The organism is Streptomyces sp. NPDC007856 (assembly GCF_042868225.1).
Taxonomy (GTDB): domain Bacteria; phylum Actinomycetota; class Actinomycetes; order Streptomycetales; family Streptomycetaceae; genus Streptomyces.
Map to the genome: position 1 here is coordinate 355662 of NZ_JBIAEC010000006.1, position 25695 is coordinate 381356.

Here is a 25695-nt window from a genome sequence, read left to right on the forward strand (position 1 = left end):
ATCACTTCTTGCGTACCTGCCGCAGGGGCGTGCCGTTCAATGCCCGAGCGCACGCGTGCGGGCCGTCCGGAAGGCGGCGCGGGGGTCGCGGCGGGCGTAGGACCAGGGTGCCGGGGTGGCGTGCCGGCCGATGCGCCGGAACAGGGCCGCCGCCTCGGCCGGGCGGCCGGCGCAGGACAGGGCGAAGGCGAGGTGGTTGAGGTCGATGTGGCGGCGGGGGTGTTCGTCGTGCTCCCACTCCAGCCACCAGTCGAAGCAGGCGCGCAGGATGCGGCGGGCCCGGGGGCCGGACCAGTGCCCGGAGGCGGGCGGGTCGGCCGGTGCCAGTCCGGCGGCGGCGAGGACCCGGTAGCGCTCGGCGTAGGCGACGACCGGCAGGACGGCCAGCGGGGAGTCGGCCGGGGCCTCGGCGGCGGCCAGCTCGGCCAGGTCGTACACCTCGTGGTCCTCGGCCGCCCGGCCGCCGGAGGGCCGTTCGGCGAGGCGGGCGAGGAGCAGATGGTGGGCGTGGTGGTGCTCGGGGTGGCGGCGGCGCAGCTCGGTGAAGGTGCCGAGCACCTCACGCTCCGGGCCGAGGGTGCGGGCCAGCAGGAGTGAGCCGAGCCAGGGGGTGGGGTCGTCGGGGGCGAGCGCGGCGGCGGTGGCGCAGGCCTCGCGGGCCCGGTCGGGGTCCTCCTTGCCGCGCAGGGCGCGCTGGACCAGGGCGAGGGCGTACAGTGCGGCGGCGTCGGCGGAGCCGGGTTCGGCGTGCAGCCAGTCGCGGGCCCAGGCCACGGCGTACGGCTCCCGGGCGAGCACGGTGAGGCGGTGGCCGCGGCGGTCCCAGTCGTCGCCGGTGTGCCGGAGCAGGGAGCGGGCGGCCTGCCGCCGGCCCTGGGTGAACGCGGCGCGTGCGGTGCGCAGTTCGGCGTCGTCGAAGGTGTCGTCGAAGACGGCGTCAGAGCCGCCGTCGAAGGCGCCGGAGTCGTCCGGGGCGGTGTCGCCGGACTGGTCCGTGGAGGCCCGGCGGTCGCCGAGCAGGGGTGGGAGAGGGGGCACCGCGGGACTTCCTGTTTCTCGGGCTGCCATCGGCCGATCACGCACAGCAAACCCTCAGCCAAGGTTTGCGTCAAGCGGAACCGGGCTGTTAACGGGTTCAACTACATTGACCTGCAGGGAAGTTGAGGAAGTCCGCACAGGTGGGCCGGGGCCCGGGCGGGGGTGCGGGCGGCCCGCTGTGGCGTACGCCATGGCGCGGAGCGGACCGGCCCAGGAGCATGGCGAGTCAACCGCCCTGTTCCGCGCACTTACGGGTCATTGCCGTCCCGGGGGCGCTACAGTCGGCCACTACGCACCCGTGGTCCGGCCGGATGATCGAGGTACGCAGCGTGTCCGTTCTGGTTCTCCTTCTCGCCGTGAGTGCTGCCTGCTGTCTGGGCTTCGGGTTCGTACTCCAGCAGAACGCGGCGCAGAAGGCACCACTGAGCGACTTCCTGTCCTTCCGGCTGCTGCTCGACCTGATGCGGGTGCCGCGCTGGCTGGGCGGGCTCGGCCTGATGATCGCCGGCATGGTGCTCGGCGCGATGGCCCTCGGCAGGGGCGAGATCTCCCTGGTCGAGCCGCTGCTCGCGACCAATCTGCTGTTCGCGCTCGCCCTCTCCCGGCACCAGACCAGACAGCCCCTGGGCCGCCAGGGCTGGGCGGGGCTGCTGCTGCTCGCGGGCGGGGTGAGCGCGTTCATCATGGCGGGCGAGCCCCGGGCCGGCAGCGCCATCTCGGATCCGCTGCGGCACTGGCTGATCATCGGGGCGATGGTCGGCGCCGCCCTGGTGCTCACGACGTACGGCAAGCGCTCCCGGCTGAGCTGGGGCCCGGTGCTGCTGGCCACCGCCGCCGGGCTGCTGTACGGCGTGCAGGACGCGCTGACCCGGGTGAGCGGCACCCGCTTCTCCGAGGGCGGCCTCACCGAGCTGTTCACCGGCTGGCAGCCGTACGGCGTGCTGGTGTGCGGGGTCACCGGTCTGGTCCTGGTGCAGAGCGCCTTCGAGACGGCCCCGCTGCGCATGTCGCTGCCGGCGCTCACCGCGGCCGAGCCGCTCGCCGGGATCCTGTGCGGCGTCGGCTTCCTCGGTGACCGGCTGCGCACCGACACCGGGGCGCTGGCCTGGGAGGCGGCCGGGCTCGCGGCGGTGGTCGCGGGCATCGTGCTGCTCGGGCTGCATCCGGCGATGCCGTGCGGCGCGGGGGAGACGGAACCGTCGGCCCGGGACCTCCAGCGGCGCTGAGCGGCCTGCTTGGATGTGGGGCATGAACCCTGCTGACGAGATCCTCGACATCGTCGACGAGAACGACCAGGTGCTCGGCCAGTCCCCGCGCGGCGAGGCGTACGCCCGCGGACTGCGCCACCGGTGCGTGTTCATCCAGGCCCGGGACGCGTCCGGCCGGCTCTTCGTCCACCGGCGCACCGCGACCAAGCTGGTCTTCCCGGCGCTGTACGACATGTTCGTCGGCGGCGTCGTCGGAGCGGGCGAGTCCTACGACGAGGCGGCACTGCGGGAGGCCGAGGAGGAGCTGGGGGTGACGGGGCTCCCCCGGCCGACGTATCTCTTCAAGTTCCTGTACGACGACGGGGCCGGGAACAGCTGGTGGTCGGCGGTGTACGAGGTGCGCTGCGAGCTGCCCGTACATCCGCAGGTGGAGGAGGTCCAGTGGCACGATTTCCTGCCCGAGGAGGAGGTCGAGGGGCGGCTCGGCACGTGGGAGTGGGTGCCGGACGGGCTGGCGGCGTACGAGAGGCTGAGGGCGTTCCGGGCGGGCCGGTGACCGCCGGGTAAGGTCGGCCGCGTGAGCGAATTCGTACGGAACATCCGGCTGTGGTTCGCGCCGGAGCAGGTGCGGGACGAGGGCGGCACACCCGACTACCGGTTCTCGCTGGCCAACGAGCGCACCTTTCTCGCCTGGCTGCGTACGGCGCTCGCGCTGATCGGCGGCGGATTCGCGGTGGACCAGTTCCTGCCGGAGCTGCGCTGGGCGTGGCGGGTCGGGCTCGCGCTCGCCCTGCTCGGCGCCGGGGTGCTGTGCTCGCTGCGCGCGGTGAACCACTGGGTGCGCTGTGAGCGGGCGATCCGGCGCGGTGAGGACCTGCCCGCATCCCGGTTCCCGGCGCTGCTGAGCCTGGTCGTCGCGGTGGTGGCGGTGGCCATGGTCGTGGTGGTGCTGGCCGGATGGGCGGGGTGAGCACGGCCGGGCGCGACCCCGGGCTGCAACCGGAGCGCACCCGGCTGGCCTGGCGTCGTACGACCCTCTCGGCCGCCGTGGCCGCCGTACTCGCCGTCAAGACCGCCCTGCACGGTGGTGCCTCGGCCACCGAAGTGACCGTGTGCGCCCTGTGCTGTGTGCTCTTCCTGGGCTTTCTGGCGGTGGCCCACCGCCGGATCCGGGCCCTTGCGACCGGTCGCCGCCCGCGGGCGCTCGCTCCCCGGCACGCGACGGCGGCGGCGCTGTGCGCGGTGGCACTGGCGTTGTGCGCGGCGGCGCTGGTGGTCTAGAAGGTGCCCTCCTGACTCCTGCTGTAGAGGGTGCCCTCTTCTCCCCTGGTCCAGATGGCGCCCTCCTCTTCCTCCCGGCCCACTGTGACCACGATCTTGCCGCGGGTGCGGCCCGTCTGGTTCGTCCGGTGCGCGTCCGCCGCCCGCTCCAACGGGAAGATCTCCTGGACGTGCACCGAGACGACACCCCGTTCGGCCAGCCGGGAGAGCGTGCTCAGGTCCTGGGGGTCCGGGCGGACGAAGTAGTAGCGGCCGCCGAGGCTCACCACCCCCGGGTCGGCGATCGACGCCAGCCGGCCCTCCGGGGCGAGCAGGTTGGCCGAGGTCTTCAGGGTGTCCCCGCCGACGGTGTCGAAGACCGCCTCCACGCCGTCCGGGGCCAGCGCGCGCACCCGTTCGGCCAGGCCCTCGCCGTAGGTCACCGGCGCGCCGCCGAGGCCGCGCACGAAGTCGTGGTTGTGTTCGCTCGCCGTACCGATGACCCGGGCGCCGAGGTGGGCGGCGATCTGGACGGCGAGGGAGCCGACCCCGCCGGCCGCCGCGTGCACCAGCACGGTCTCGTCGCGCGCCACCTCCAGCACCTTGACGAGAACCTGATAGGCGGTGAGCCCGGCGAGCGGCAGGCCGGCGGCCTCCTCGAAGGACAGGTTGCGCGGCTTGCGGGCCAGGGCGCGCACGGGCGCGGCGATGTACTCGGCGAAGGTGCCGCGGCAGAGGAAGTCCTCGCGGCAGTAGCCGATGACCTCGTCGCCGACGCCGAACTCCGTGACGGAGGCACCGGGCTGGACGACCACCCCGCTGACGTCCCAGCCGGGGATCACCGGGAAGACGGCGTCCAGGATCGCGTCGAGATGGCCCTCGCGGCACTTCCAGTCGACCGGATTGACGGCCGCGGCACGGACCTTGACGAGCACCTGGTCGGGGCCGACCTTCGGGTCGCGCACCTCGCCGTACTCCAGCACCTCGGGTCCGCCGTAGTGGCGGTAGCTGATGGCCTTCATGTCCTCGACCCTCCGGGGTACTCGGACGCCACGCAAGCCGTATGAACCGATATGCACTGATTCACCCCATAGCCTGTCCGTCGCCGACACCCCGTGCCTCCGAAGGTGAGCACCATGACCACCCTTCACCACGAACACACCGAACACGGCGCGCACTGCCACGGCCCGGACTGCGGGCACAACGCCGTACCCCACGGCGACCACCTGGACTACGCGCACGACGGGCATCTGCACCGCGAGCACGAGGGCCACTGGGACGAGTGCGAGCCGGCCGGACACCTGGTCCACGAGGGCCATGAGCACGTGCACTACGACGAGTGCGGGCACGCCCAGGTGCCGCACGGCGATCACATCGACTATCTGCACGGCGGCCACCGGCACGCCGAGCACGACGGCCACTGGGACGACCACTGACGCGGGACCGCGACAGGACCGACGGCTCCCCGGGCAGCGCACCGGGGGGCCGTCGGCCTATCGTGGCTCCGGTCACGTTTGGCCGCGTGATCGCTCCGCGCACTGGACTACATACCGACCGGTCGGCATCATGAGTCGGGTCCTGTTCACCCGTTCGTAGGAGTGATGTATGAGCGCCGACCACCCGCCCGGACTCGACCTGGACCGGCTGCGCGCCCACCTCGACCGCGAGCGCCCCGGACTGGTGACCGGCCCCCTCACCGGCCGGCTGATCGAGGGCGGACGGTCGAACCTCACCTACGCGCTCTCCGACGGCACCGCCAAGTGGGTCGTACGCCGGCCCCCGCTCGGTCATGTGCTGGCCACCGCGCACGACATGAAGCGTGAGCACCGGGTGATCAGCGCCCTGCACCCGACCCGGGTTCCGGTCCCCCGCCCGGTGCTGCTGTGCGAGGACGAGGAGGTGCTCGGGGCGCCCTTCTACGTCATGGAGTTCGTCGAGGGCATCCCGTACCGCACGGCCCAGCAGCTGGCCCCGCTGGGCCCCGGGCGCACCCGGAACGCGGTGCTGTCCCTGGTGGACACGCTGGTCGAACTGCACGCGGTCGACCCCGCCGAAGTCGGACTCGCGGACTTCGGGCGCCCCGAGGGCTTCCTGGACCGGCAGCTGCGCCGCTGGGGCAAGCAGCTGGACGCCTCCCGCAACCGCGAACTGTCCGGCATCGACGAACTGCACGCCGCCCTCGGCCGCTCGCTGCCCGCCTCTCCCGCCCCGGCCGTCGTCCACGGTGACTACCGGCTCGACAACGTCCTGATCGGCGACGACGACAAGATCAAGGCCATCCTCGACTGGGAGATGTCGACCCTCGGCGACCCGCTCACCGACCTGGGCCTGCTGGTGATGTACAGCCAGCCGCTGGGCATGGCCGAGTCCCCGGTCTCCACCACCGCCGAGGCCGCGGGGCACCCGTCCCCGCGAGAGCTGATCGAGCGGTACGCCGAGCGCTCGGGACGCGACGTCTCCGGCGTCTCCTGGTACACGGCGTTCGCCTGGTTCAAGCTCGCCGTGATCCTGGAGGGCATCCACTACCGGTACACGCTGGGCCAGACGGTCGGCCGCGGCTTCGACCGGATCGGCGACCTCGTGCCCGTCTTCATCGACCACGGACTGACCACTCTTCAGGAAGGCTGATCCGGACATGGACTTCGCGTTCGACGCGCGCACCGAGGAGCTGCGCGCCAAGCTGCTCGCCTTCATGGACGAGTACGTCTACCCGGCGGAGGCGGTCGCCGAGGAGCAGCGTGCCGCGCTCGCCTCCCCGTGGGACACCCCGGCCGTGGTCGAGGAGCTGAAGGCCGCGGCCCGCAGGCAGGGCCTGTGGAACCTCTTCCTGCCCGACGCCGAGTACGGCGCCGGGCTCACCAACCTCCAGTACGCGCCGCTCGCCGAGATCACCGGCCGCTCCCCGCACCTCGCGCCCACCGCGACCAACTGCGCCGCGCCCGACACCGGGAACATGGAGGTGCTGGCGCAGTTCGGCAACGAGCAGCAGAAGAAGCAGTGGCTGGAGCCGCTGCTGGCCGGTGAGATCCGCTCGGCGTTCGCGATGACCGAGCCGGAGGTGGCCTCCTCGGACGCCACCAACATCACCACGCACATCGAGCGGGACGGCGACGACTATGTGATCACCGGCCGCAAGTGGTACATCTCCGGCGCGATGAACCCGGACTGCAAGATCTTCATCGTGATGGGCAAGACGGACCCGGACGGCGCCGACATCCGCCGCCAGCAGTCGATGGTCCTGGTGCCGCGCGACACCCCCGGCGTCACCGTCAAGCGCGCCATGCAGGTCTTCGGCTACGAGGACCACTCGCACGGCGGCCACGCCGAGGTGGTCTTCGACCACGCGCGCGTGCCGGTCACCAACCTCATCGGCGAGGAGGGCGGCGGCTTCGCCATCGCCCAGGCCCGGCTCGGCCCCGGCCGGATCCACCACTGCATGCGGCTGATCGGCATGGCCGAGCGGGCCATCGAGCTGATGTGCCGGCGGGCGGTGTCCCGTACGGCGTTCGGCAAGGCACTGGCCCAGCAGGGAGTGGTCCAGAACTGGATCGCCGACGCCCGGGTCACCGTGGAGCAGTTGCGGCTGCTGGTGCTGAAGACGGCCTGGCTGATGGACACCGTCGGCAACAAGGGCGCCCACGCCGAGATCCAGGCCATCAAGATCGCCACGCCGCGTGCGGTGGTCGGCATCCTGGACCGCGCGATCCAGCTGCACGGCGCGGGTGGGGTGAGCCAGGACTTCCCGCTGGCCGAGCTGTACGCGAGCGCCCGCACCCTGATGCTGGCCGACGGCCCGGACGAGGTGCACCAGCGGTCGCTGGCGCGGCGGGAGTTGAAGCAGTACCTCTGAGGGGCCTCTAGTAGCCGCCCGAGTAGTGGTGGTCCGCGCGGGCGAGGGCCCGGAGGAAGGACAGAAACCGGTGCAGGAGAATCGGTCCGCATGTCATGCGTCCAGCGTGGCCCGCGGGCCGTCCACCGGTCCAACAGATGGATTCGCTGGCTCGCATCTCTAGGATGGATGGATGGAGATGCGTCAGCTGCGCCACTTCATGGCGGTGGTGAACGAGGGCAGCTTCACCGCCGCCGCACGCGCCGAGCTCATCGTGCAGTCCGCGCTCAGCACCTCCGTCCGGAACCTGGAACGGGAGCTGGGCGCCGACCTGTTCGACCGTGCGGGCCGCCGAGTGGTGCTCACCGAGGCCGGCCGGGCCCTGCTCCCCCAGGCGCGTGCGCTGCTCGCCGGCGCCGAGGCGGCCCGAGACGCGGTCGCGGCCGTGGCGGGACTGGCCGTGGGCCGGGTGTCCGTGGGGACGATCCAGACGCTGACCTGCGTCGACCTGCCCGCCGAACTGGCCGCCTTCCACCGGGAGTTCCCCGGCATCCAGGTGTCCGTGCGGGACGCGACCGTCGCCGAGCTGACCGAGGCGCTGAGAGCCGGCGAGCTGGACCTGGCGTTCGTCGCCCCGGAGGCGCGGGACCTGCCCGAGGGGCTGCACGTGTACGCCCGCTGGCACGAGGAGCTGGTGCTGATCACCGCACCGGGTCATCCGCTGGCCGAGGCGGGCCGCACGCTCATCAAGGACCTCGCCGAGGAGCCCTTCGTCGACTTCCGCGCGGGCACCGGGCTGGAGACGGCCGTACGGCGCCTCGCCGCCCACTGCGGCCTGGACCGCCGTATCACCTGTGACGTCACCCAGATCGGGCTGCTGGTGGACCTCGTCCGGGCCGGGATCGGGGTGGCGTTCGTGCCCCGGGCCATCGGCGAGCGGGCCGGGCTGCCGTGCGTGCGGATACGGCAGCCGGAGCCCGGCCGTACGGTCGTTCTCGCGGGACGCGGCCCACAGCCCCGGAACCCGGCTGCCGCGGCCCTCGTCCGTCACCTCACGGACGCAGTGCCCGCAGCAGCAGGTCGGCCAGGTGGTCGGCGACCTGCTGAGGGGTGAGGGGGCCGTTCGGGCGGTACCAGGTGGACAGGTGGTGGACGGAGCCGAAGTGGTAGTCCACGACCAGGTCGGCCGGGGTCGCCGTGGAGAAGACGCCCGTCTTCTGGCCCTCCTCGATGAGCGCGCGGAACCGTTCGTGGTAGCGCCGGCGCTCGGCGCGCACCTGCTTGTTCTTCTCCGGGCTGAGGTGGTGCATGGACCGGAAGAAGATCATCGCGTCGTCGAGGTTGTCGATCGTGGTGACGACCACGTCCGCCGCGGCGGCTCTGAGCCGTTCCTCCACCGGCGCGTCCATCTCGGCGAAGTGGTCGAGCCGCTCCTGCTGGACGCGCAGCACGCGCGCGTACACCTCGTGCAGGAGGTCGTCCTTGGAGCCGAAGTAGTGGTACAACGCCCCCTTGGTGACGCCGGCCGCCTCCACGATCTCCTGCACGGAGGTGCGGTCGTAACCCCGCTCGGCGAAGAGCCGGGTGGCGGCGGCCAGCAGCCGCTGCGGAACGGGCGTCCCGTCTCCGTCCGTCGTCCTGGGCACTGCCGCCACCTGCCTTTCCGTGATGCTTACCGAATGTCCTGCGCGAGGTCCTGCGCGTGGGATCGCAGTTCCCGCCGGAGGATCTTCCCACTCGCCGTCTTGGGCAGGTCGGGCAGGATCTCCACCTGACGCGGGTATTTGTAGGCGGCCAGTCTCTCCTTGCAGTACACCGCGAGTTCATCCGGGGCCGCCTCCGCGCCCGGACGCAGGCTGATGTACGCCTTCACGGTCTCGCCACGGTAGCCGTCGGGGACGCCGACGACGGCCGCCTCGCGCACCGCCGGGTGGGTGTACAGCACGTCCTCGACCTCGCGGGGCCACACCTTGAAGCCGGACGCGTTGATCATGTCCTTCTTGCGGTCGACGACATAGAGCCAGCCCTGGGCGTCCATGAAACCGATGTCGCCGGTGCGCAGCTCGCCGTCCGGGAAGGACTCGGCGGTGGCGTCCGGGCGCCTCCAGTAGCCGGGAACGACCTGGGGCCCGCGCACGACGATCTCGCCCTGCGCCCCGAAGGGCACCTCCTCGCCCTGCTCGTCCACGATCCTGACGACCGTGTCGGCGCCGGGCAGGCCCACCGACAGCGTCCCGGAGACGGGGTCCACGGGTGCCTCCAGGCCGGGCGGGACCGAGGCGCAGGGGGCGGTGCACTCGGTGAGTCCGTAGCCGACCCGGATGTACGGCCCGAAGCGCTCGCGGAACTTCTCCACCAGGGCCGGGGGTACGGGCGCGCCGCCGGAGGAGATGTTCACGAAGGAGGCGAAGTGCTCGCGGGTGGCGTCCGGGTGGGCGGCGAGCGCCATGTAGGCGGTGGAGGGGCCGACCGTGTAGTGCGGGTGGTGCTCGGCGAAGGCCTCCAGGACGAGTCCGGGCTCGAAGCGGTAGGTGAGCACGAGGGTGCCGGAGCTGTTCAGGCAGGCGCCGAACTGGCACACCATACCGGTGATGTGGAACAGCGGCGCGAGCGCGTAGTAGACGGGCGGCTCGGGCAGCGCGAGCCCGGTCCGCTGCCGCTCGGCGTTGTGCATGATGTTGGCGTGCGTGTTGGTGGCGCCCTTGGGGGTGCCGCTGGTGCCGGAGGTGTAGCTGATCAGCGCGATGTCGTCCGGGCGCGGGTCACGGCCCTCGGGCGCCTTGCAGCCCTGGCGGGCGACGGCCACGAGGTCGTCGGCGTCCGGCGTCTGGGGCAGCCGCTCGAAGCCGAGCACGCGCGCGTCGTTGCGAGTTTGGAAGTCCAACTCGCTCGCGGTGAGCACGACCCGCACCGGCGAGTCGGCCGCGGTCTGCCTGAGGTACGACTCCCAGGCCCGCTCGGAGCAGATCAGCGCGGCGACATCTCCGTCCCGCAGGATGTGCCCCATCTCGGCCGACTTGTACATGGGATTGACCGGGACGACGGTCGTGCCGGCCTTCCAGGCGCCGAGGACGGCGAGCACGAAGTGCGGGGAGTTCTGCAGCAGCACCGCCACCCGGTCCCCGCGCTCCAGCCCCCGCCCGGCGAGGTGGGCGGCGACGGAGTCGCTCAGCTCGTCCACCTCGCGGTAGCTCAGCCTGGCGTCGAAGTAGGCGAGGAACGCGCGCTCGGGTGCCTCGGCCACGGCCGCCCGCAGGGCGTGCACCAGCGAGTCCGCGGGGTCGATCGGGGCACGCTGGGCGTCGTCGAGCAGGGCCAGCCAGGGCCGTGCGGCGTACCGGGAGGTGGTCACCGCGCCTCCTCCCACTTGCGCTGGATGTGGTTCATGCCGCTCAGCCAGCGGTCCGGATCGCCGGCCCGCGCCTGGTAGTACCCGGCCACCTCGGGGTGCGGCAGGATCAGGAAGCGGTCCTCCTCGATGCCCCGGAACAGGGCGTCGGCGACGGCCTCCGGTGCGATCGCGGTCGGCTGCAGCACCAGGTCCCCGGCACTGCCGGTGGCGGCCAGCATGTCCGTGCGCACGCCCTGCGGGCAGATCGCGTGCACCTTCAGGCCCCGGTGGCGGTACGTCAGGGACAGCCACTCGGCGAAGGCGTAGGCACCGTGCTTGGTGACGCTGTAGGAGGGCGCGCCGATCATGGTGAGCAGCCCGGCGGCGGACACGGTGGACACGAACCGCCCGGCACCCCGCTCCAGCCAGGAGGGCAGCAGCTCGTGGGCGGCGCGGACGTGCGCCATCACATTGACGTCCCAGGCGACCGCCCAGGACCGTTCGTCGAGCGGCCCGCCCGCGTCGCCGTCCTCGAAGGCGACACCGGCGTTCGCGCAGTAGACGTCGATGGTGCCGCCGAGCGCGTCACGGGCGTCGCCGACGATCGCGGAGGCGTCGCCCGGCACGGCGATCCCGCCGATCTCCCCGGCCACCGCCTTGGCCTTCTCGCCGTCGAGGTCGTTCACGACGACCCGGGCCCCCTCGGCGGCGAACCGCCGGGCCAACGCGGCTCCGATCCCCCCGCCGGCCCCGGTGACGACCACTCCCGCATCCTGCACGGCTTCCACCATCGGTCTCCTTCGACACGACTCAGCGCGGCGCGCATCGGCTCTGGTCGAGTCAGACTAACCGGTCGGTATGTGTGAAGGAAGGGCCACCGCTCCAACCTCTAGCCATGCATCTGTCTCGACGGAACCTCCTCGCATCGGCCTCGTTGGCGGCCCTGCCGGCCGCGCTGCCGGCCGCCCCCGAACACCGCGAAGAACTGCGCACCGGCTTCGAGAGACTCGCCGTCGACGGTTACTCCCTGCTGAAGGGCCGGCGCGTCGGCATCGTCACCAACCCCACCGGCGTCACCCGTGACGTCCGGCACATCGTCGACGTCATGCACGCCGACCCCCGGGTGAACCTGACAGCCGTCTTCGGCCCGGAGCACGGTTTCCGGGGCACCGCACAGGCCGGCGGCTCCGAGGGCCGCTATGACGACCCGGCGACCGGACTGCCCGTGTACGACACATACCTGAAGAACGGACAGCAGCTCGCCGACATCTTCACCGCCTCCGGCGTCGACACGGTCGTCTTCGACATCCAGGACGTCGGCGCCCGCTTCTACACGTACATCTGGACGCTCTACGACTGCATGGAGGCCGCGCAGCTCGCCGGCAAGCGGTTCGTCGTCCTGGACCGGCCCAATCCGGTGACCGGCCGTGAGACCCAGGGCCCGGTCCTGCACAAGGAGTTCGCCACGTTCGTCGGCCGGCAGCCGATCGCACAGGCGCACGGGATGACCGTCGCGGAGCTGGCGCGGCTGTTCAACGGGGAGTTCCTGAGCAAGCCCGTACCGCTGGACACCGTGCTGATGACGGGCTGGAGGCGGACGCAGTTCTACGACGCCTCGGGACTGCCCTGGGTGCCGCCGAGCCCGAACATGCCGACCCCGGACACCGCTCTCGTCTACTCCGGCACCTGTATGTTCGAGGGCACCAACGTCTCGGAGGGCCGGGGCACGACCAGGCCGTTCGAGCTGCTCGGCGCCGAGGGCGTCGATGGCCGCTGGGCCGCCGCCGTGAACGAACTGGCGCTGCCCGGCGTGCGGTTCAGGGAGGCCTACTTCGCGCCCACCTTCTCCAAGTTCCAGGGCAAGACCGTCGGCGGGGTGCAGATCCATGTGGACGACCGGGCCGCCTACGATCCGGTCCGCACCGGGATCGCGCTGCTGGTGACCGTCAGGAAGGTCTGGGACGGCTTCGCGTGGCGGCCGGACAACTGGATCGACAAGCTCACCGGCTCCGCCCGGGTGCGCACGATGGTCGACGCGGGGGCGAGCACCGACGAGGTGACCGGCGCCTGGCAGGAGGAGCTGGCCGCGTTCCGGCGGGTTCGAAAGGAATATCTCCTCTACAGGTGAGGCGCGGTGTATGGCCAACCTTGCCCCGGAGCAGGACGATGCGTCCGCAGCACAGCGTTACGCATCGTTTCCGGCGGGACGAGGGAGCCTGGCATGGCGGATCCCGGGATGAGCGTGACTCCCTACTGGGAGCTGACCTTCGACGCGGACGGGGACGTGGACGGTCCCGAACGCGACCGCCTGATGACCCAGGTCACGGCGCACGGCGTCCGTGACCTGCTCGTCTTCGCACACGGCTGGAACAACGACCGCTCGGGCGCGACCGCCCTGTACCGGAGCTTCTACGCACCGGTCCCGGCGCTCGCGCCACAGGCCCGGCTCGGGTACGTCGGCGTGATCTGGCCGTCGATGCGGTTCAGCGACGAGCCGATCCCGGACTTCCCGAAGTCGGTGGCGGCCGTGGCGGCGGAACCGGCACCGGGTCCGGCGCTGGACAAGGACACCCGGCGCGCCCTGCTGGAGACCTTCCCGGGGCGGGCCCCGGTGATCGACCAGCTGGCCCGGATGCTGGACGAACGCCCGGGCGGCGCCGGTCGTCTGGCCGAGTTCGGGCGGCTGGTGCGGCTGCTGGTGGACGACGGGCGGCAGCGGGGCGTGGCCGACACCGACGAGGAGGGCGAGCCGACGGTGTTCACCGAGGATCCGGCGACCGCCTGCGACGAGTTCGCCGAGGCGCTGGCCGCCGTCCGGTCGCCCGGCGCACCGGCCGGGTTCAGCATCCCGAACCCCTGGGAGGGCGCAAAGGAGCTGCTGCGGCAGGCGACGTACTACACGATGAAACGGCGGGCCGGGACGGTCGGCGAGCACGGGCTCGGGCCGGTGATCGGCCAGTTGGCGCAGGCGGCGGCCGGGGTGCGGGTGCATCTGATCGGGCACAGCTTCGGCGGGCGGCTGGTGTCGTTCGCGCTGCGCGGGCTGCCGGACGGGGTGGACACGGTGAAGTCCGTGACCCTCCTCCAGGGTGCCTTCTCGCACTACGCGTTCGCCGGCCGGCTGCCGCAGGACCCGGCCAAGGCGGGGGCGCTCAAGGACCGGCAGCAGCGGATCGACGGCCCGCTGGTGTGCTGCTACTCGCACTTCGACGCGGCGCTCGGCACGTTCTATCCGCTGGCCTCCCGGCTGTCCGGGGACGACCGCTCGTGTGCGGGCAGCGAGATCGCGGTCGTGTTGGGGCCGGAGTGGGGCGCCATGGGGCACGACGGGGTGCAGGCGGTGCCGGGCACCGCCCGGCTGGACCTCGCGACGGCCCTCGCCGGACCGCTGCCCGCGTCGGGGTGCGTGAACGTCGACGCCGCCGCGGTCGTCTGCCACGGCGGCCCGCCGTCCGGGGCGCACAGCGACATCGTCCACCCCGAACTGGCCCGGCTGGTGCTGGCCGCGGGCCGCGTCACCTGACCCGCCGCGGGCGTCGTCGGCCCACTGATGTTTGCCAACGACCGATGGCCTACTGGTGTTGGCCAACGGCCGTGGGCTGCCGACGTCGGCCGACAAGCGTTGACCTGATGGGCGACGGCGCAGCGGTGTTGGCCCACCGGCGTCGGCAAACCGGCGTCGGCCCACCCGCGTCGGCAAACCGGCGTCGGCCCACCCGCGTCGGCAAACCGGCGTCGGCCCACCCGCGTCGGCAAACCGGCGTCGGCCCACCGGCGTCGGCCCACCGGCGTCGGCAGACCGGCGTCGGCCAACAGCTTTTTGCCGGCGCCGGTTTGCCACCGCTTGGTCACCGGTGCGACGTGTACTCCACCACCTGCTGGAACGTCGGCCGGTTCTGCCAGCTGATCTTGCCGTGCTTGATGCCGCCCAGGGTGCGCTGGACGATCGAGTCGGCGCACCACTGGTCGCCGGCCGAACACTGGTCGTCGCCCGGGTAGACCTGGGCGGCGGTCATCTGGGCCGCCTGGTCGAGGGTGCTGATCAGGGCGTCCCGGCAGGCGCTGAGGCTGCCACCGCCGCAGTACTTCTCGGCGAGCCCGCCCTGCACGTTCTCCCCCAGCACCGCCCGGATGTCCTTGTCGACATAGCTCCACCAGCCGTACTGGAAGGAGCTTCCGGCGTGCGAACCGGTCGGGCCGTGGCCGGCGGACGGTGCCTCGTCGATCGGCAGGTCGTTGGTGAAGGCCGTGTACAGGTCACTGCCGAGGCCCGGTTCGAACTCCGCCTTGACCAGCAGCGGCCACCAGGCGTCCAGGACGCGGATCGCGTCGGCGTCGGCGTACGCCTTCGAACCGGTGGAGGTCTCCGTGCGCCTGGCGCCCTTGTCCACCCACGCCTGCAGCTTGCTCACCGCCGCGGCGGCCGTGGAGTCGGTCACCGTCGAGGAGTCGATCACCTTGAGCAGCTTCGGCAGCACGTCCTCGGCGCGCAGGTCGGCGAGGGCCGCGTCCGCCATGGCCTGCACCAGCTTGGTGCGGGTCACCCCGCCGGCCGCGACCAGCTTCTTCACCCGGTCCTGGAGCAGGTTGCCGCGGTGCACGGAGCCGTCGCCCCAGGACGCGGTCGTGTAGTCCTTGGCCTGCTTGTTGTTCCAGGAGATGTAGTAGTCCTGGTCGATGGAGTTGGGGTGGGCCGAGGCCGGGGTGTAGTCGGCGGTGTTGGTGGCCGGGTCCCAGTTCTGCCACTCGTACGCCGGCTGCGCCCAGACCGGGAACTCGGCGTCGACGCCGGCCGCCCGGACCGGGTTGTCGCCGCTGTTGTAGTACGCGGTGTGCTGGGAGTCGGCGTAGAACCAGTTGAAGGTGTAGTTGATGTGCTGCGCCGCGCTCTGGAAGTCCTTCGGGCCCTTGACGTAGTCGGGGTCGTTCAGCATCTGGAAGCCTATGATCGAGTCGGCCTCGTGCAGATACGAGGAGCGCAGCGTGGTGTAGGCGACCTTCTTGCCGCCGACCGTCGCGCGGTACTCCACCGGGCCGTACTTCGTCCGCCACACCCGCATGGTGTACGACCCCGCCGGTGTGCTGTCGGCCGTGGTCGGCGACCAGGAGTTCTTCTGCTCGACCTCGTCCATGGCCGTACAGGTGCCGTGGTACAGGTAGTGGTGGTCGTCCTGGCACAGCTCGACGGCGTAGGTGTCGATGATGTCCTGGCCGGAGGTGGTGGCGCTCCAGGAGTAGTCCTGCCCGCGGCCGAGTTCGACGTACATGCTCAGACCCGCGAAGGAGGCCCCGCGGGCACTGATGCCCGGGCCCTGGATCTCCTGGAGCATGAGCAGCTGCGGGGCGAAGTAGCCGGTCTGCGGTCCGAAGACGGCGATCGGATGGCCGCTGGCGGTGTACTTGCCGCTGACCACGAGCGCGTTGGACATCCCGCGCTTGGCGGAACCGAGCGTGGTCCTGGCGGCCGTGGCCGAGGTGCTCTTGGCCGCCGCGGTGGCCGCGCTGCCCGTACGGTCGTAGACCAGCGGCTCCTGGGTGACCGAGCCGGCGTCCGGGAGGGCCTGGCCCTTGGCGTCGGCGGGCTTGCCGCCGTACGGGAAGCTCGTGCCGTCATGGACGGTCAGGGCGGCCTCGGGGTCGTTGCGCTCGCGGAAGGATTCCCAGACCTTGGTGCCCTCCTCGACGCCGTACTTCTGCTGGGCGGCGAGCAGCGAGAGTGCGTTGGTGACCTCGCCGCCGCCGCCGGAGCCGAACAGCGAGCCGATCACGGAGGCCAGTGCCACGAGGTCGGTGACCTTGAAGTGATCGATGGTGCCGGCGTTGGTGATCGGGTCCTTGTGGCCGGTCAGGTCGTACTCGCCGGGGAAGTAACGGCCGCTGTCGGAGGCGTCGATGTAGGCGTTGACGCCGTCGAGATAGGCGTTGACGTCGGCGAGGGCCTGCCGGCCGCGGGCGCCGTTCTTCGCGACGGCGTTGTCGATCTGCGCCTGGAGGTCGGCCTCGGTGTAGGGCGCGCTGCGGTAGAACTGCTGTTCCAGGCCCTGGTTGGCGGCCGCGCCGCCGGCGAAGGAGGTCAGCCGGCCGCGGCCGACGTGCCGGAAGACGTCCATCAGCCACAGCCGGTCCTCGGCCGCCGCGTAGCCGGCGCCGTACTCGGTGCCGTAGCGGGTCGCGCCTGTGATGTGCGGCACACCGGTCTTCTTGTCCCGGACGATCGTCACGTCGCCGCGTCCGCCCGGCTTCTCGGTGGAGGCGACCTGGTCGGAAGGTACGCCGAAGGAGGCGTCGTTGAAGAAGTTGTCGATCGTGGAGTCGGTCAGGCCCGAGTAGCCGGTCGCCAGGTTCGCGTACGGGCCGAGCTGGTCCTCGGCGTGCGAGGGCTGGGTGCCGAAGGCCTGGTTGAGCAGGATCTGGGCGAGCGTGGCGTTGCCGTTCTCGCCGGGCGGCAGGATGTCCGAGCACTGGCCGCCGCAGTAGTCGTTCGAGGCGGTGGCGGTCGCGGCGGTCGCCGTCTGGGTGAGGGGCGAGAGAAGTCCGGCGACGAGAACGCATATCGACGCCGTCTTCAGGAACCCGGAGAAGCGGCGGGACGTTCTCAGTCTGTCAAGGGGGATACGTGGGGTTCGCCGTGGCATGGCAGCTCCTAGCGACAGGGGTGGCCGAAGGTTACCGCCGGTATCCCCAGCTTTGAAGATGAACATGCGTCAGTTTCCGGAGTCCGCAAGGAGAACGCATGAGAAGACCACGAGAAGAGATGGAGCCGAATCGCCTGTCGATACGTCTATTCGGCGACGTCCGTGCGACGACGCCGAAGTGACCGAAGTACAGGTGCAGGTGTGACGGAGGTGCAGGGCGATGGCCGGTTTCCGGAGTCTGGCGAGACAGGTACGCGATCCGGACTGCGATCTGGCACTGCGGCGCTACTCACTGCGCAAGTGCCTTGAGAAGTTCGCCCCTTACGGGCATCGGGCGACCTGGGACCATCTGTGCTCCCGGGCGGGCTTCGGCCCCGAGGACCGCTCCCCCGACCCGGCGCGGCTCGTGGCCGCACTGGAGGAGCTGGAGGAGGCGCGGTCCGTCTGGCTCGCCTATGAGACCGACTTCACCGAGCGGCGCAGGAAGGAGAAGCACGACGGGCTGCGCCGGCCGGGCAGCGTGGACGACTGGCACCGGCTGACCTGGGGAGGGTTCGGGGTCGCCTGGTGCGACGACCCGCGGATCCACCCCGCCGAGCCGCTGGCCGAGGTGCTGCGCCGGCTGATCGCCGCCCTGGAGCGGGAACCGGGCTCGGGCTGCCCGGTGTGCGGCGGGCACCGCCTGGTCTGGCGCTACGGCCTGGACCACGAGCCGTCGTCCGGCCCGGTCTGCACGGACTGCGGCATCCTGGTGCCGCGTCCGGTACTGACGCCGCAGGCGCTGGAGTTCGCGAGGCGGGGGCGGCTGCTGATGTCGGCCTGAGCAGCGAGGTACCAACGGGGGGCATGTCCGGGGGGTGCGTTGGGGGATGCCGCGCCCCCTGCTGTGCGGTGACCGGAGCCGTTGTCGGTGCCGGCTGGCACCATCGACGGCATGGTGCAGGTGTGTCTCAATGGAAGCCGTTCGGCCGCCGACGGCACGGGGCTGCCGATGTCGCCCGAGGAGATGGCCCGTTCCGCGGCGCAGGCCGTGGCGATCGGGGCCACCTCGGTCCACGTTCACCCGAAGACGCCGTGCGGACACGACAGCCTCTCGCCGCGCGTCCTCGCCCCCACCCTGGAGGCGATACGGGCGCGGGTGCCGGTGCCGGTCGGGGTGACCACCGGTGCCTGGGCGGAGCCCGATCCGGCAGAAAGGCTCGCACGAGTGCGCAGCTGGTCCGTGCTGCCCGACTTCGCCTCGGTCAACTGGCATGAGCCGGGCGCCGAAGCGGTCGCCGAACAGCTCATCGCCATGGGCGTGGGCGTAGAGGCCGGCATCTGGTCCGGCACCGACGGCGCGACCCGGTTCGCGGCCTCACCCCTCGGCCCGTGCGTGCTGCGCGTGCTCGCGGAGGTGACCGACCAGGACCCGGCGACCGCGGAGGCCTCGGCGCGGGCCCTGCTGGCCGAGCTGGACTCCGCCCACGGCCGCCCGGTGCTGCTGCACGGCGAGGAGGGCGGCACCTGGCCGGTGCTGCGGCTGGCCGGACGCCTGGGCCTGGCCACCCGCATCGGGCTGGAGGACACGCTTTTCCTGCCGGACGGCACACGGGCGACAGGGAATGCTCAGCTGGTCGCGGAGGGTCTGGTCCAGTACGGGTCGTTCCAGCGCTCGTCGTAGGGCAGGCCGACGAGCCGGGCACGGGTCGCTCGCCAGATCCGGCTCACCCCGGGCCCGCAACCGCTCGGGTGCGTGCCGGGCGAGCCAGGACCGCAGTTCGGCGACAGCGGCGGCCTCGTCCTCCGGCTCCCACCAGGTGAACGGCCAGTCGTCGCTGACCAGGTCGTACAGCCAGGAGCGGGCGCAACCGACGAGGTGGGCGTCGGCGACGGGACCGGCCGGCACCGGTCGAGCAGCGGGGTGATCGTGCGCAGGATCGAGGCGCAGGTCTCGAAGACGTGCTCGGGGCTGTACGGCGGCTCGGGCGCCGCGAGCACGTCCTCCCACCAGGCGAGCACGAACGCCTCGACGGCCGAGGCCTGCTCGGCCGGCCAGGATCGCCAGTCCACCCGGCTGAGCCCGTGCGGAGCCCAGCCGACGTCGTCCAAAGTGCCGTCCGCCATCGCGTGCGCGCACTGGGGCAGCAGGCGCCGCATGACGGCGGGTTGGTCCTCGAAGTGGCCGGGCACCTCGTGGACGAAGCGGCTCAGCAGCTCCGACGGGAGCCCGGTGCAGGGCGTACGCAGATACGCCGTCTCCTCCGGTGCGTAACAGCGCTCGCAGCCGGTCTCCGTGGGGCTGGAGAAGCCGTTGAAGACGGTGTCGATGTCCGCGAGCGCGGCGGCAAGGGCCGGCGTGGGCAAGGGAGTCGGGCCCCGTTCGGTACTCCGTGCGCGGCACCGGGGCCGGCCGAAGGGGCCGACGCTATCAGCCGTAAATCGGCTCGCTCCACCCGATTCCCGTCCGGACAGTGGAGCCGATGAAGCCGAACCCATGAACAACACGGGGAGTCCCATGTCCACGCTGCGGGTCACCGCCGAAGTGCTGACCGTCCACGAGCATCCGAACGCCGACGCGTTGGAGTTGGCCCAGGTGGGTCTGTACCGGGCCGTCGTCGCCAAGGGTGCGTACCGCACCGGTGAGGCCGCCGTCTACATCCCCGAGCAGTCCGTGCTCCCGGCCGAGCTGATCGAGGAGCTGGGGCTGACCGGACGGCTCGCGGGCGGCGAGGCGATCAGGGTCAAGGCGGTGCGGCTGCGCGGCGAGCTGTCGCAGGGCATCGTGTGCCGGCCGAAGGCGCTGGCGGACGTGGACCTGGCGCGGGCGGCGGCCGAGGGGACGGACTTCGCCGAGCGGCTGGGCATCGCCAAGTGGGTGCCGCCGATCCCGCCGACCATGAGCGGCGAGGTGGAGTCCGCTCCCGGCCTGCTGCCGTGGGTCGACATCGAGAACATCCAGCGTTACCCGGGCATCTTCACCCCGGGCGAGCCCGTCGTCCTGACGGAGAAGCTCCACGGCTCGGCCTGCCTGCTGACGTACGTCGCCGGCGAGGATCGGGTGTACGTCTCCTCCAAGGGCTTCGGCGCCAGGTCGCTGGCCCTGAAGGAGGATCCGCGGAACCTGTACTGGCGGGCGGTCCGGGGTCACGGGGTCGCCGAGGCGGCGGCCCGGCTGGCCGAGCGGCTCGGGGCGCGCCGGGTCGGCATCTTCGGGGAGGTGTACGGCGCGGGGGTGCAGGACCTGTCGTACGGCGCGGACGGACGCCGGGACACGCTGGGGTACGCGGCGTTCGACGTCTCGGCGGACGTGGACGGCACCGTGCGCTGGCTGGACGCGGCGGAGGTGCTGGAGGGGGAACTGCCGGTGGTGCCCCGGCTGTACGCGGGGCCGTACGACATCGAGCGGGTGCTGGAGTTCGCGAGCGGACGGGAGACGGTGTCCGGGCGGGGGCTGCATCTGCGGGAGGGCGTGGTGATACGGCCGGCCGTGGAGCGGTACAGCACGGTGACCGGGGGGCGGGCGATCGCGAAGGCGGTGAGCCCGGCGTACCTGACGCGCAAGGGCGGCACCGAGTACGAGTGACCGGTCGCCCGGCGCGGTGGCCGGGCGCCGGATCTCACCGCCCCTCCGCGAACAGCCGCGAGCCCGTGAGCCGGTCGCCGAACACGTCGTCCGGGTTGGACAGGACACAGTTCTCCAGGGACAGACACCCGCACCCGATGCAGTCGGTCAGGTGGTCGCGCAGACGGTTGAGCTGCCTGATGCGTTCTTCGAGCTCCGACCGCCACTTCTCCGACAGCCGCGCCCAGTCCTCCCGGGTCGGTGTCCGTTCGTCGGGAAGCTCGGCCAGGGCGTCCCGGATCGTGGACAGCGGGATGCCGACCCGCTGCGCCGCCCGTACGAAGGCGACCCGGCGCAGGGTGTCGCGGCTGTACCGGCGCTGGTTGCCGGGCGTGCGGCGGCTGCTGATCAGGCCCTTGGACTCGTAGAAGTGCAGCGCGGAGACGGCGGCGCCGCTGCGCGCGGACAACTGGCCGACGGTCAGCTCGTGGATCTTCTCGGGGATCTGGGGCACCCCTCAGAGCCTAGGCCCTGCGCCCGGCGCCGGTCGCGATCCGTTGACAGGCGCCCCTCACCCGACCATGCTAAGCAGTTGCTTAGGTGCGCGAGAGACGCGACCGAGACGCGAGCGAGAGGCCGGGAACATGGCAGAACCGAGGACCTTCACCTCCCCCGACGAGCTGAAGGCAGCCGTGGGCGAGCAGCTGGGGTACACCGACTGGCTGGAGGTCGACCAGAAGCGCATCGACCTGTTCGCCGAGGCCACCGGCGACCACCAGTGGATCCACGTGGACCCGGAGAAGGCCGCCGCGGGCCCCTTCGGGACGACCATCGCGCACGGCTATCTCACCCTCTCGCTGCTCCCGCTCTTCGGCCCGCAGCTGATCCGGGTCGAGGGCGTGAGGATGGGCGTGAACTACGGCACCAACAAGGTCCGCTTCCCCTCCCCCGTCCCCGTCGGCTCCCGGCTGCGCGCCACCGCGACGATCAGCGGCGTCGAGGACGTCGCCGGCGGCGTCCAGGTGACGGTCGCCTTCACCGTGGAGCGCGAGGGCGGCGACAAGCCGGTGTGCGTCGCGGAGTCGGTGGCCCGGTACTACCTGTGACCCGGCGGGCGCCCTACTTGGCGCCCACCATCCGGAGCACGAGGTCGGCGTAGAGCGCGCCGACCTCGTCGGGGGTGAACGGGCCGTCCACGTTGAACCAGCGGGCCACGTCGATGCACAGCGACAGCACGGCGAGCGTGGTCCCCTTGACGTCGAGCACGTCGAACTCGCCCGAGGTCACGCCGTCCTCGATGATCCCGCGCACCGCGGCGTCGACCTGGTGGCGCAGCGCGACGATCTCGGCGCGGGCCTCGGGGCCGAGGGCGTCGAGTTCGTACTGCACGACCCGGGCGGTGGTGCGCCGCCCCGCGTGCCAGCGGACGAAGGAGCTGACCGCGTCCGCCAGCCGCTCGGTCGCGGTGCCCTCCCGCCGCGCAGCCGTGCGCAGGATGTCGAGGGCCTTGTCGTGACCGATGCGGCTGATCCGGTGGAGCAGCTCCTCCTTGGTCTTGTAGTGGATGTAGAGCGCGGCCGGGCTCATGCCGGCCCGGCCCGCGATGTCCCGGGTGGTCGTCGCGTGGTACCCGCGCTCGGCGAAGGCCTCGACGGCGGCGACGAGCAGCCGCCGGGCCGCGTCCGGGGTGACCTCTTCCCACGGCTCCACTTCGCCGCCGGTCGTCTCCTCCGCCGTACTCATCGCTCGCTCGCCCCTCTCGGTGACAGGAACACCACCATACCGCCGACGGTGAGCGAGCGCTTAGCGCGCCTGCTCAGATCTTCTCGAAAGGGTCGTGCTCGGCGAGGAGCTTCTCCAGCCGCGCCTGGTCGACCCGGCTGACGATCTGCCCGGCCTCCTGGCGGTCCCGGATCACCTTGGCGAGGGTGAAGGCGGAGGTGACGAGGTACAGCACCGCGATCGCGAGGAAGGCCCGGACCCAGGCACTGGTGTCCAGCTGGTAGATGCCGACGGCCGTGGCCGCCATGGCGATGGAGAACGAGGCGACGGCCTGACCGTAGAAGGCGGCCGTGCTCTGCTGCTTGACCGGTGTGTCACTCATGGGAGGAGCATCGGCGGACGTGGTCCGCGCCACATCCGCCGAAGTACTCAGACGCGTACTCAGACAGCGGCGCTCAGAACGCCGAAACCCCGGTCAGGGCACGGCCGATGAGCAGCTTCTGGATCTGGCTGGTGCCCTCGTAGAGGGTCATCACACGGGCGTCGCGCAGGAGTTTGCCGGCCGGGTACTCGTCGATGTAGCCGTAACCGCCGAAGACCTGCAGGGCGTTGTTGGCGGCGCGGACGGCGGCCTCGGAGGCGAACAGCTTGGCCTTGGAGGACTCGACGGCGAACGGCTGACCGCGGTCGATCAGATCGGCGACCCGCCAGGTGAGCAGCCGGGCGGCGTCCACGTCGACGGCGATGTCACTGATCAGCTCCTGCACCAGCTGGTGGTGGGCGATCGGCCTGCCGAACTGCTCGCGCTCACCGGCGTACCGCACGGCCGCGTCCAGTGCGGCCTGGGCGATGCCGACGCAGCCCGCGGCCACCGACATCCGCCCCTTGGCCAGTGCGGACATGGCCACGGAGAAGCCCTTGCCCTCCTGGCCGAGCATCGCCGTCGCCGGCACCCGCACGTCCTGAAGGACCAGCTCGGCGGTGGCCTGTCCGCGCAGGCCGAGCTTGCCGTGGATGGTGCGGCGGGTCAGGCCGGGGGTGTCGGTGGGCACCAGGAAGGCGGAGACGCCTTTGTGGCCGGGGGCGTCGGTGGAGCGGGCGAAGAGCAGCACCACATCGGCCCAGGTGCCGTTGGTGATGAACATCTTGGCGCCGTTGATGACGTAGTCGTCGCCGTCGCGTACAGCGCGGGTGGTGAGGTTGCCCGCGTCGGAACCGGTGCCGGGCTCGGTGAGGCCGAAGCAGCCGACGTACTCGCCCGCGGTCAGCCCCGGCAGCCAGCGCCGCTTCTGCTCCTCGTCACCCCAGGCGGCAATCGTCTTGGCGACGAGTCCGAGGGACACGGACACGATCCCGCGCACGGAGGAGTCGCCGCGCCCCAGTTCCTCGGTGACCAGGCAGTAGGCGAGATGGTCGCCGCCCGAGCCGCCGTACTCCTCGTCGACGGTCAGCCCGAGGAAGCCGACCTCGCCCAGCTTCTTCACCATGTCCCGGTCGACCGCCTCGCTCCGGTCCCATGCCACGACGTGCGGGGCGATCTCGCGCTCCACGAAGTCCCGGGCGAGCTGCCGTACGGCGGCCTGCTCCTCGCTCAGCTCCAGGTTCACCACGTGATCACCCCACACAGAAAGGATCCATCGACGGATCTTGAAAGCCGTACATTTAAATTAGCACTGCTAGTTTCTGGTCGCAGCCCTACTATGTGCGCCATGGCCCGACCGCGCAAGCCCCTCCTCAGCACCGACCGGATCGTCGAGACGGCCCGGGAACTCGTGGACCGGGAGGGCCTGGCGACCGTCTCCACCCGTCGGCTCGCCGCCGAGCTGGGCGTGAGCGGGCCCTCGCTCTACAACCACTTCCGCACCAAGGACGAGATCCTGGAGGCGGTCGCCGACTCGGTGAGCGCGCTGGTGGACCTGTCGATGTTCGAGGACGGCCGGGACTGGCGCACCGCGCTGCACGACTGGGCCGTCTCCTACCGGGCCGCCCTGCGCGACCACCCGAACATCGTCCCGGTGCTGGCCAGGGGTCCGGGGCGCCGCCCGGCCGCACTGCGACTGGCCGACGCCGTGTACGGCGCGATGGTCGACGCCGGCTGGCCGCCGGCCCAGGCGACCTCCATCGGCGCGCTGATGCGGTACTTCATCATGGGCTCCGCGCTCGGTTCGTTCGCCGGGGGCTTCGTGGACGACGCGAGCGCGTACGACCCCGCCGACTATCCCCACCTCGGCCAGGCCCATCTGCTCGCCGAGCAGCAGGAGAAGATCGACGAACGGGCCTTCGAGACCGGCCTGACGGCGCTGCTGGACGGGCTGGCGCAGCAGTACGAGCAGGTACGGCAGCAGGTGCAGCAGGGCACGCAGCGATAATTCGGTGGGCGCCGAAGTGTCCGTACCGCATGCTGGGCGGTATGACCGCCAAGGACCCACAGGCGGCGGGCCTGGCCGCGCTCGCCTCTCTGATCGCCGACGAGACCCGGGCGGCCTGTCTGCTGGCGCTGCTCGACGGGCGGGCCTGGACCGCCGGTGAACTGGCCCGGCGCGCGGGGGTCGCCGCGTCGACGCTCAGCGAGCACCTGGGCAAGCTGGTGGCCGGGGACCTGCTCGCGGAGGAACGGCAGGGGCGGCACCGGTATGTCCGGCTGGCCGACGCGCGGGTGGCGGCGTTGGTCGAGGATCTCGCCGCGCACCTGCCTCCGGCGGCTGTACGGCGGTCTCCTCGCACCCTGCGCGAGTCGAGTGCCGGGTCGGCCATGGCTCGGGGGCGTACCTGTTACGACCATCTCGCGGGGCGGCTCGGGATCGCGGTCACGGACGCGCTGACCGTGCGGGGGTTGCTGCGGCAGGACACCGGGTTCGCGCTGACGGACGCGGGCGTGGACTGGTTCCGTGTGGCGGGGATCGCCTTTGAGGTTTCGGGGCGGCGTCCGCTGGCCCGCGCGTGCCTGGACTGGACCGAGCGGCGGCCTCATCTCGCGGGGGCGGCGGGGGCCGCGCTGTGCCGGCATGCGCTGGATGCGGGGTGGTGCGTGCGGATCGGGTCGGAGCGGGCGGTGAAGGTGACTCCGTCGGGGGAGCGGGAGTTGGCGTCCTTGCTGGGTATCTCGCGGGAAGAGCTGTGCTGATGGC

Annotated in this window: 27 protein-coding genes; 16 read left to right on the forward strand and 11 right to left on the reverse strand. The window is 71.7% G+C overall.

Annotation, left to right across the window (positions count from 1 at the left end):
* Positions 1–36: 36 nt before the first annotated feature.
* The gene (locus tag ACFYOH_RS17525) at positions 37–1038 is read right to left on the reverse strand and encodes a hypothetical protein (protein WP_388626455.1); all 1002 of its coding nucleotides are present in this window, start codon (positions 1036–1038) and stop codon (positions 37–39) included.
* Between the two features lie 329 nt (positions 1039–1367).
* Between ACFYOH_RS17525 and ACFYOH_RS17530 the strand changes: the two genes are divergently transcribed.
* The 4 genes from ACFYOH_RS17530 to ACFYOH_RS17545 are packed head-to-tail and all read left to right on the forward strand — an operon-like array spanning position 1368 to position 3527.
* Positions 1368–2264, forward strand: coding sequence for a DMT family transporter (locus ACFYOH_RS17530; protein WP_388626456.1), 897 nt, complete (start codon positions 1368–1370; stop codon positions 2262–2264).
* Positions 2265–2286: 22 nt separating this feature from the next.
* Positions 2287–2802: an NUDIX hydrolase gene (locus tag ACFYOH_RS17535; protein WP_388626458.1), complete on the forward strand. Its 516-nt coding sequence runs from the start codon at positions 2287–2289 to the stop codon at positions 2800–2802.
* Positions 2803–2823: 21 nt separating this feature from the next.
* The gene (locus ACFYOH_RS17540; RefSeq protein WP_388626459.1) at positions 2824–3216 is read left to right on the forward strand and encodes a YidH family protein; all 393 of its coding nucleotides are present in this window, start codon (positions 2824–2826) and stop codon (positions 3214–3216) included.
* The gene (locus ACFYOH_RS17545) at positions 3204–3527 is read left to right on the forward strand and encodes a DUF202 domain-containing protein (RefSeq protein WP_388626460.1); all 324 of its coding nucleotides are present in this window, start codon (positions 3204–3206) and stop codon (positions 3525–3527) included. Before ACFYOH_RS17540 ends, ACFYOH_RS17545 begins: the two co-directional genes overlap by 13 nt.
* Here ACFYOH_RS17545 and ACFYOH_RS17550 read toward each other — a convergent pair.
* Positions 3524–4528 (reverse strand): NADP-dependent oxidoreductase, encoded by a 1005-nt coding sequence (locus ACFYOH_RS17550; protein WP_388626461.1) that lies wholly within the window; start codon positions 4526–4528, stop codon positions 3524–3526. The genes ACFYOH_RS17545 and ACFYOH_RS17550 overlap by 4 nt on opposite strands.
* A 114-nt stretch (positions 4529–4642) precedes the next feature.
* On the opposite strand from ACFYOH_RS17550, the gene ACFYOH_RS17555 reads away from it, so the two are divergent.
* The 4 genes from ACFYOH_RS17555 (at position 4643) to ACFYOH_RS17570 (ending at position 8449) form a co-directional block, all read left to right on the forward strand.
* A complete protein-coding gene (locus tag ACFYOH_RS17555) occupies positions 4643–4942 on the forward strand; it encodes a hypothetical protein (protein WP_388626463.1) in 300 nt (99 codons plus the stop codon).
* A 169-nt stretch (positions 4943–5111) separates the two neighbouring features.
* A complete protein-coding gene (locus ACFYOH_RS17560) occupies positions 5112–6134 on the forward strand; it encodes a phosphotransferase family protein (RefSeq protein ID WP_388626465.1) in 1023 nt (340 codons plus the stop codon).
* Positions 6135–6141: 7 nt separating this feature from the next.
* Positions 6142–7356, forward strand: coding sequence for an acyl-CoA dehydrogenase (locus ACFYOH_RS17565; protein ID WP_388626467.1), 1215 nt, complete (start codon positions 6142–6144; stop codon positions 7354–7356).
* Positions 7357–7528: 172 nt separating this feature from the next.
* Positions 7529–8449, forward strand: a complete 921-nt coding sequence (locus ACFYOH_RS17570; protein WP_388626469.1) for a LysR family transcriptional regulator — start codon at positions 7529–7531, stop codon at positions 8447–8449.
* Here ACFYOH_RS17570 and ACFYOH_RS17575 read toward each other — a convergent pair.
* The 3 genes from ACFYOH_RS17575 to ACFYOH_RS17585 are packed head-to-tail and all read right to left on the reverse strand — an operon-like array spanning position 8388 to position 11457.
* Positions 8388–8981: a TetR/AcrR family transcriptional regulator gene (locus ACFYOH_RS17575; protein ID WP_388626471.1), complete on the reverse strand. Its 594-nt coding sequence runs from the start codon at positions 8979–8981 to the stop codon at positions 8388–8390. The genes ACFYOH_RS17570 and ACFYOH_RS17575 overlap by 62 nt on opposite strands.
* A gap of 26 nt (positions 8982–9007) precedes the next feature.
* A complete protein-coding gene (locus ACFYOH_RS17580; protein WP_388626472.1) occupies positions 9008–10687 on the reverse strand; it encodes a class I adenylate-forming enzyme family protein in 1680 nt (559 codons plus the stop codon).
* Positions 10684–11457 (reverse strand): SDR family oxidoreductase, encoded by a 774-nt coding sequence (locus tag ACFYOH_RS17585; protein WP_388626474.1) that lies wholly within the window; start codon positions 11455–11457, stop codon positions 10684–10686. Before ACFYOH_RS17585 ends, ACFYOH_RS17580 begins: the two co-directional genes overlap by 4 nt.
* Before the next feature lie 104 nt (positions 11458–11561).
* On the opposite strand from ACFYOH_RS17585, the gene ACFYOH_RS17590 reads away from it, so the two are divergent.
* Positions 11562–12794, forward strand: a complete 1233-nt coding sequence (locus ACFYOH_RS17590) for an exo-beta-N-acetylmuramidase NamZ domain-containing protein (protein WP_388626475.1) — start codon at positions 11562–11564, stop codon at positions 12792–12794.
* Between the two features lie 93 nt (positions 12795–12887).
* Positions 12888–14189 carry a serine-threonine protein kinase gene (locus ACFYOH_RS17595; RefSeq protein WP_388626477.1) on the forward strand — a complete coding sequence of 434 codons (1302 nt, stop codon included), beginning with the start codon at positions 12888–12890 and terminating at the stop codon, positions 14187–14189.
* Positions 14190–14514: 325 nt separating this feature from the next.
* Here the strand turns inward: ACFYOH_RS17595 and ACFYOH_RS17600 are convergent, their stop codons facing one another.
* Positions 14515–17301 (reverse strand): penicillin acylase family protein, encoded by a 2787-nt coding sequence (locus ACFYOH_RS17600; RefSeq protein ID WP_388626478.1) that lies wholly within the window; start codon positions 17299–17301, stop codon positions 14515–14517.
* 220 nt (positions 17302–17521) lie between these two features.
* Between ACFYOH_RS17600 and ACFYOH_RS17605 the strand changes: the two genes are divergently transcribed.
* Together ACFYOH_RS17605 and ACFYOH_RS17610 are read left to right on the forward strand one after the other, a co-directional pair.
* Positions 17522–18124, forward strand: a complete 603-nt coding sequence (locus ACFYOH_RS17605) for a hypothetical protein (protein ID WP_388626479.1) — start codon at positions 17522–17524, stop codon at positions 18122–18124.
* Between the two features lie 111 nt (positions 18125–18235).
* A complete protein-coding gene (locus ACFYOH_RS17610) occupies positions 18236–18964 on the forward strand; it encodes a 3-keto-5-aminohexanoate cleavage protein (RefSeq protein WP_388626481.1) in 729 nt (242 codons plus the stop codon).
* Here ACFYOH_RS17610 and ACFYOH_RS17615 read toward each other — a convergent pair.
* Positions 18910–19647 (reverse strand): hypothetical protein, encoded by a 738-nt coding sequence (locus ACFYOH_RS17615; protein WP_388626483.1) that lies wholly within the window; start codon positions 19645–19647, stop codon positions 18910–18912. The two genes, ACFYOH_RS17610 and ACFYOH_RS17615, sit on opposite strands and share 55 nt — an antisense overlap.
* A 151-nt stretch (positions 19648–19798) precedes the next feature.
* On the opposite strand from ACFYOH_RS17615, the gene ACFYOH_RS17620 reads away from it, so the two are divergent.
* Positions 19799–20866 (forward strand): RNA ligase (ATP), encoded by a 1068-nt coding sequence (locus tag ACFYOH_RS17620; protein ID WP_388626484.1) that lies wholly within the window; start codon positions 19799–19801, stop codon positions 20864–20866.
* 34 nt (positions 20867–20900) lie between these two features.
* Here the strand turns inward: ACFYOH_RS17620 and soxR are convergent, their stop codons facing one another.
* Positions 20901–21359, reverse strand: coding sequence for a redox-sensitive transcriptional activator SoxR (gene soxR, locus ACFYOH_RS17625; protein ID WP_388626486.1), 459 nt, complete (start codon positions 21357–21359; stop codon positions 20901–20903).
* Between the two features lie 130 nt (positions 21360–21489).
* Between soxR and ACFYOH_RS17630 the strand changes: the two genes are divergently transcribed.
* The gene (locus ACFYOH_RS17630) at positions 21490–21951 is read left to right on the forward strand and encodes a MaoC family dehydratase (protein ID WP_388626488.1); all 462 of its coding nucleotides are present in this window, start codon (positions 21490–21492) and stop codon (positions 21949–21951) included.
* Positions 21952–21964: 13 nt separating this feature from the next.
* On the opposite strand, the gene ACFYOH_RS17635 is transcribed toward ACFYOH_RS17630, so the two are convergent.
* From ACFYOH_RS17635 to ACFYOH_RS17645, 3 genes are all read right to left on the reverse strand, one after another.
* Entirely contained in the window at positions 21965–22588 is a 624-nt protein-coding gene (locus ACFYOH_RS17635; RefSeq protein WP_388626490.1) for a TetR/AcrR family transcriptional regulator, read from the reverse strand.
* A 73-nt stretch (positions 22589–22661) separates the two neighbouring features.
* Complete coding sequence (locus ACFYOH_RS17640) at positions 22662–22949, reverse strand: YiaA/YiaB family inner membrane protein (protein WP_388626491.1); 288 nt, start codon at positions 22947–22949, stop codon at positions 22662–22664.
* 73 nt (positions 22950–23022) lie between these two features.
* Positions 23023–24174, reverse strand: a complete 1152-nt coding sequence (locus ACFYOH_RS17645) for an acyl-CoA dehydrogenase family protein (protein ID WP_388626621.1) — start codon at positions 24172–24174, stop codon at positions 23023–23025.
* Between the two features lie 102 nt (positions 24175–24276).
* Between ACFYOH_RS17645 and ACFYOH_RS17650 the strand changes: the two genes are divergently transcribed.
* Positions 24277–24936 (forward strand): TetR/AcrR family transcriptional regulator, encoded by a 660-nt coding sequence (locus tag ACFYOH_RS17650; protein WP_388626493.1) that lies wholly within the window; start codon positions 24277–24279, stop codon positions 24934–24936.
* Positions 24937–24977: 41 nt separating this feature from the next.
* Complete coding sequence (locus tag ACFYOH_RS17655; protein WP_388626495.1) at positions 24978–25691, forward strand: ArsR/SmtB family transcription factor; 714 nt, start codon at positions 24978–24980, stop codon at positions 25689–25691.
* Positions 25692–25695: the final 4 nt, after the last annotated feature.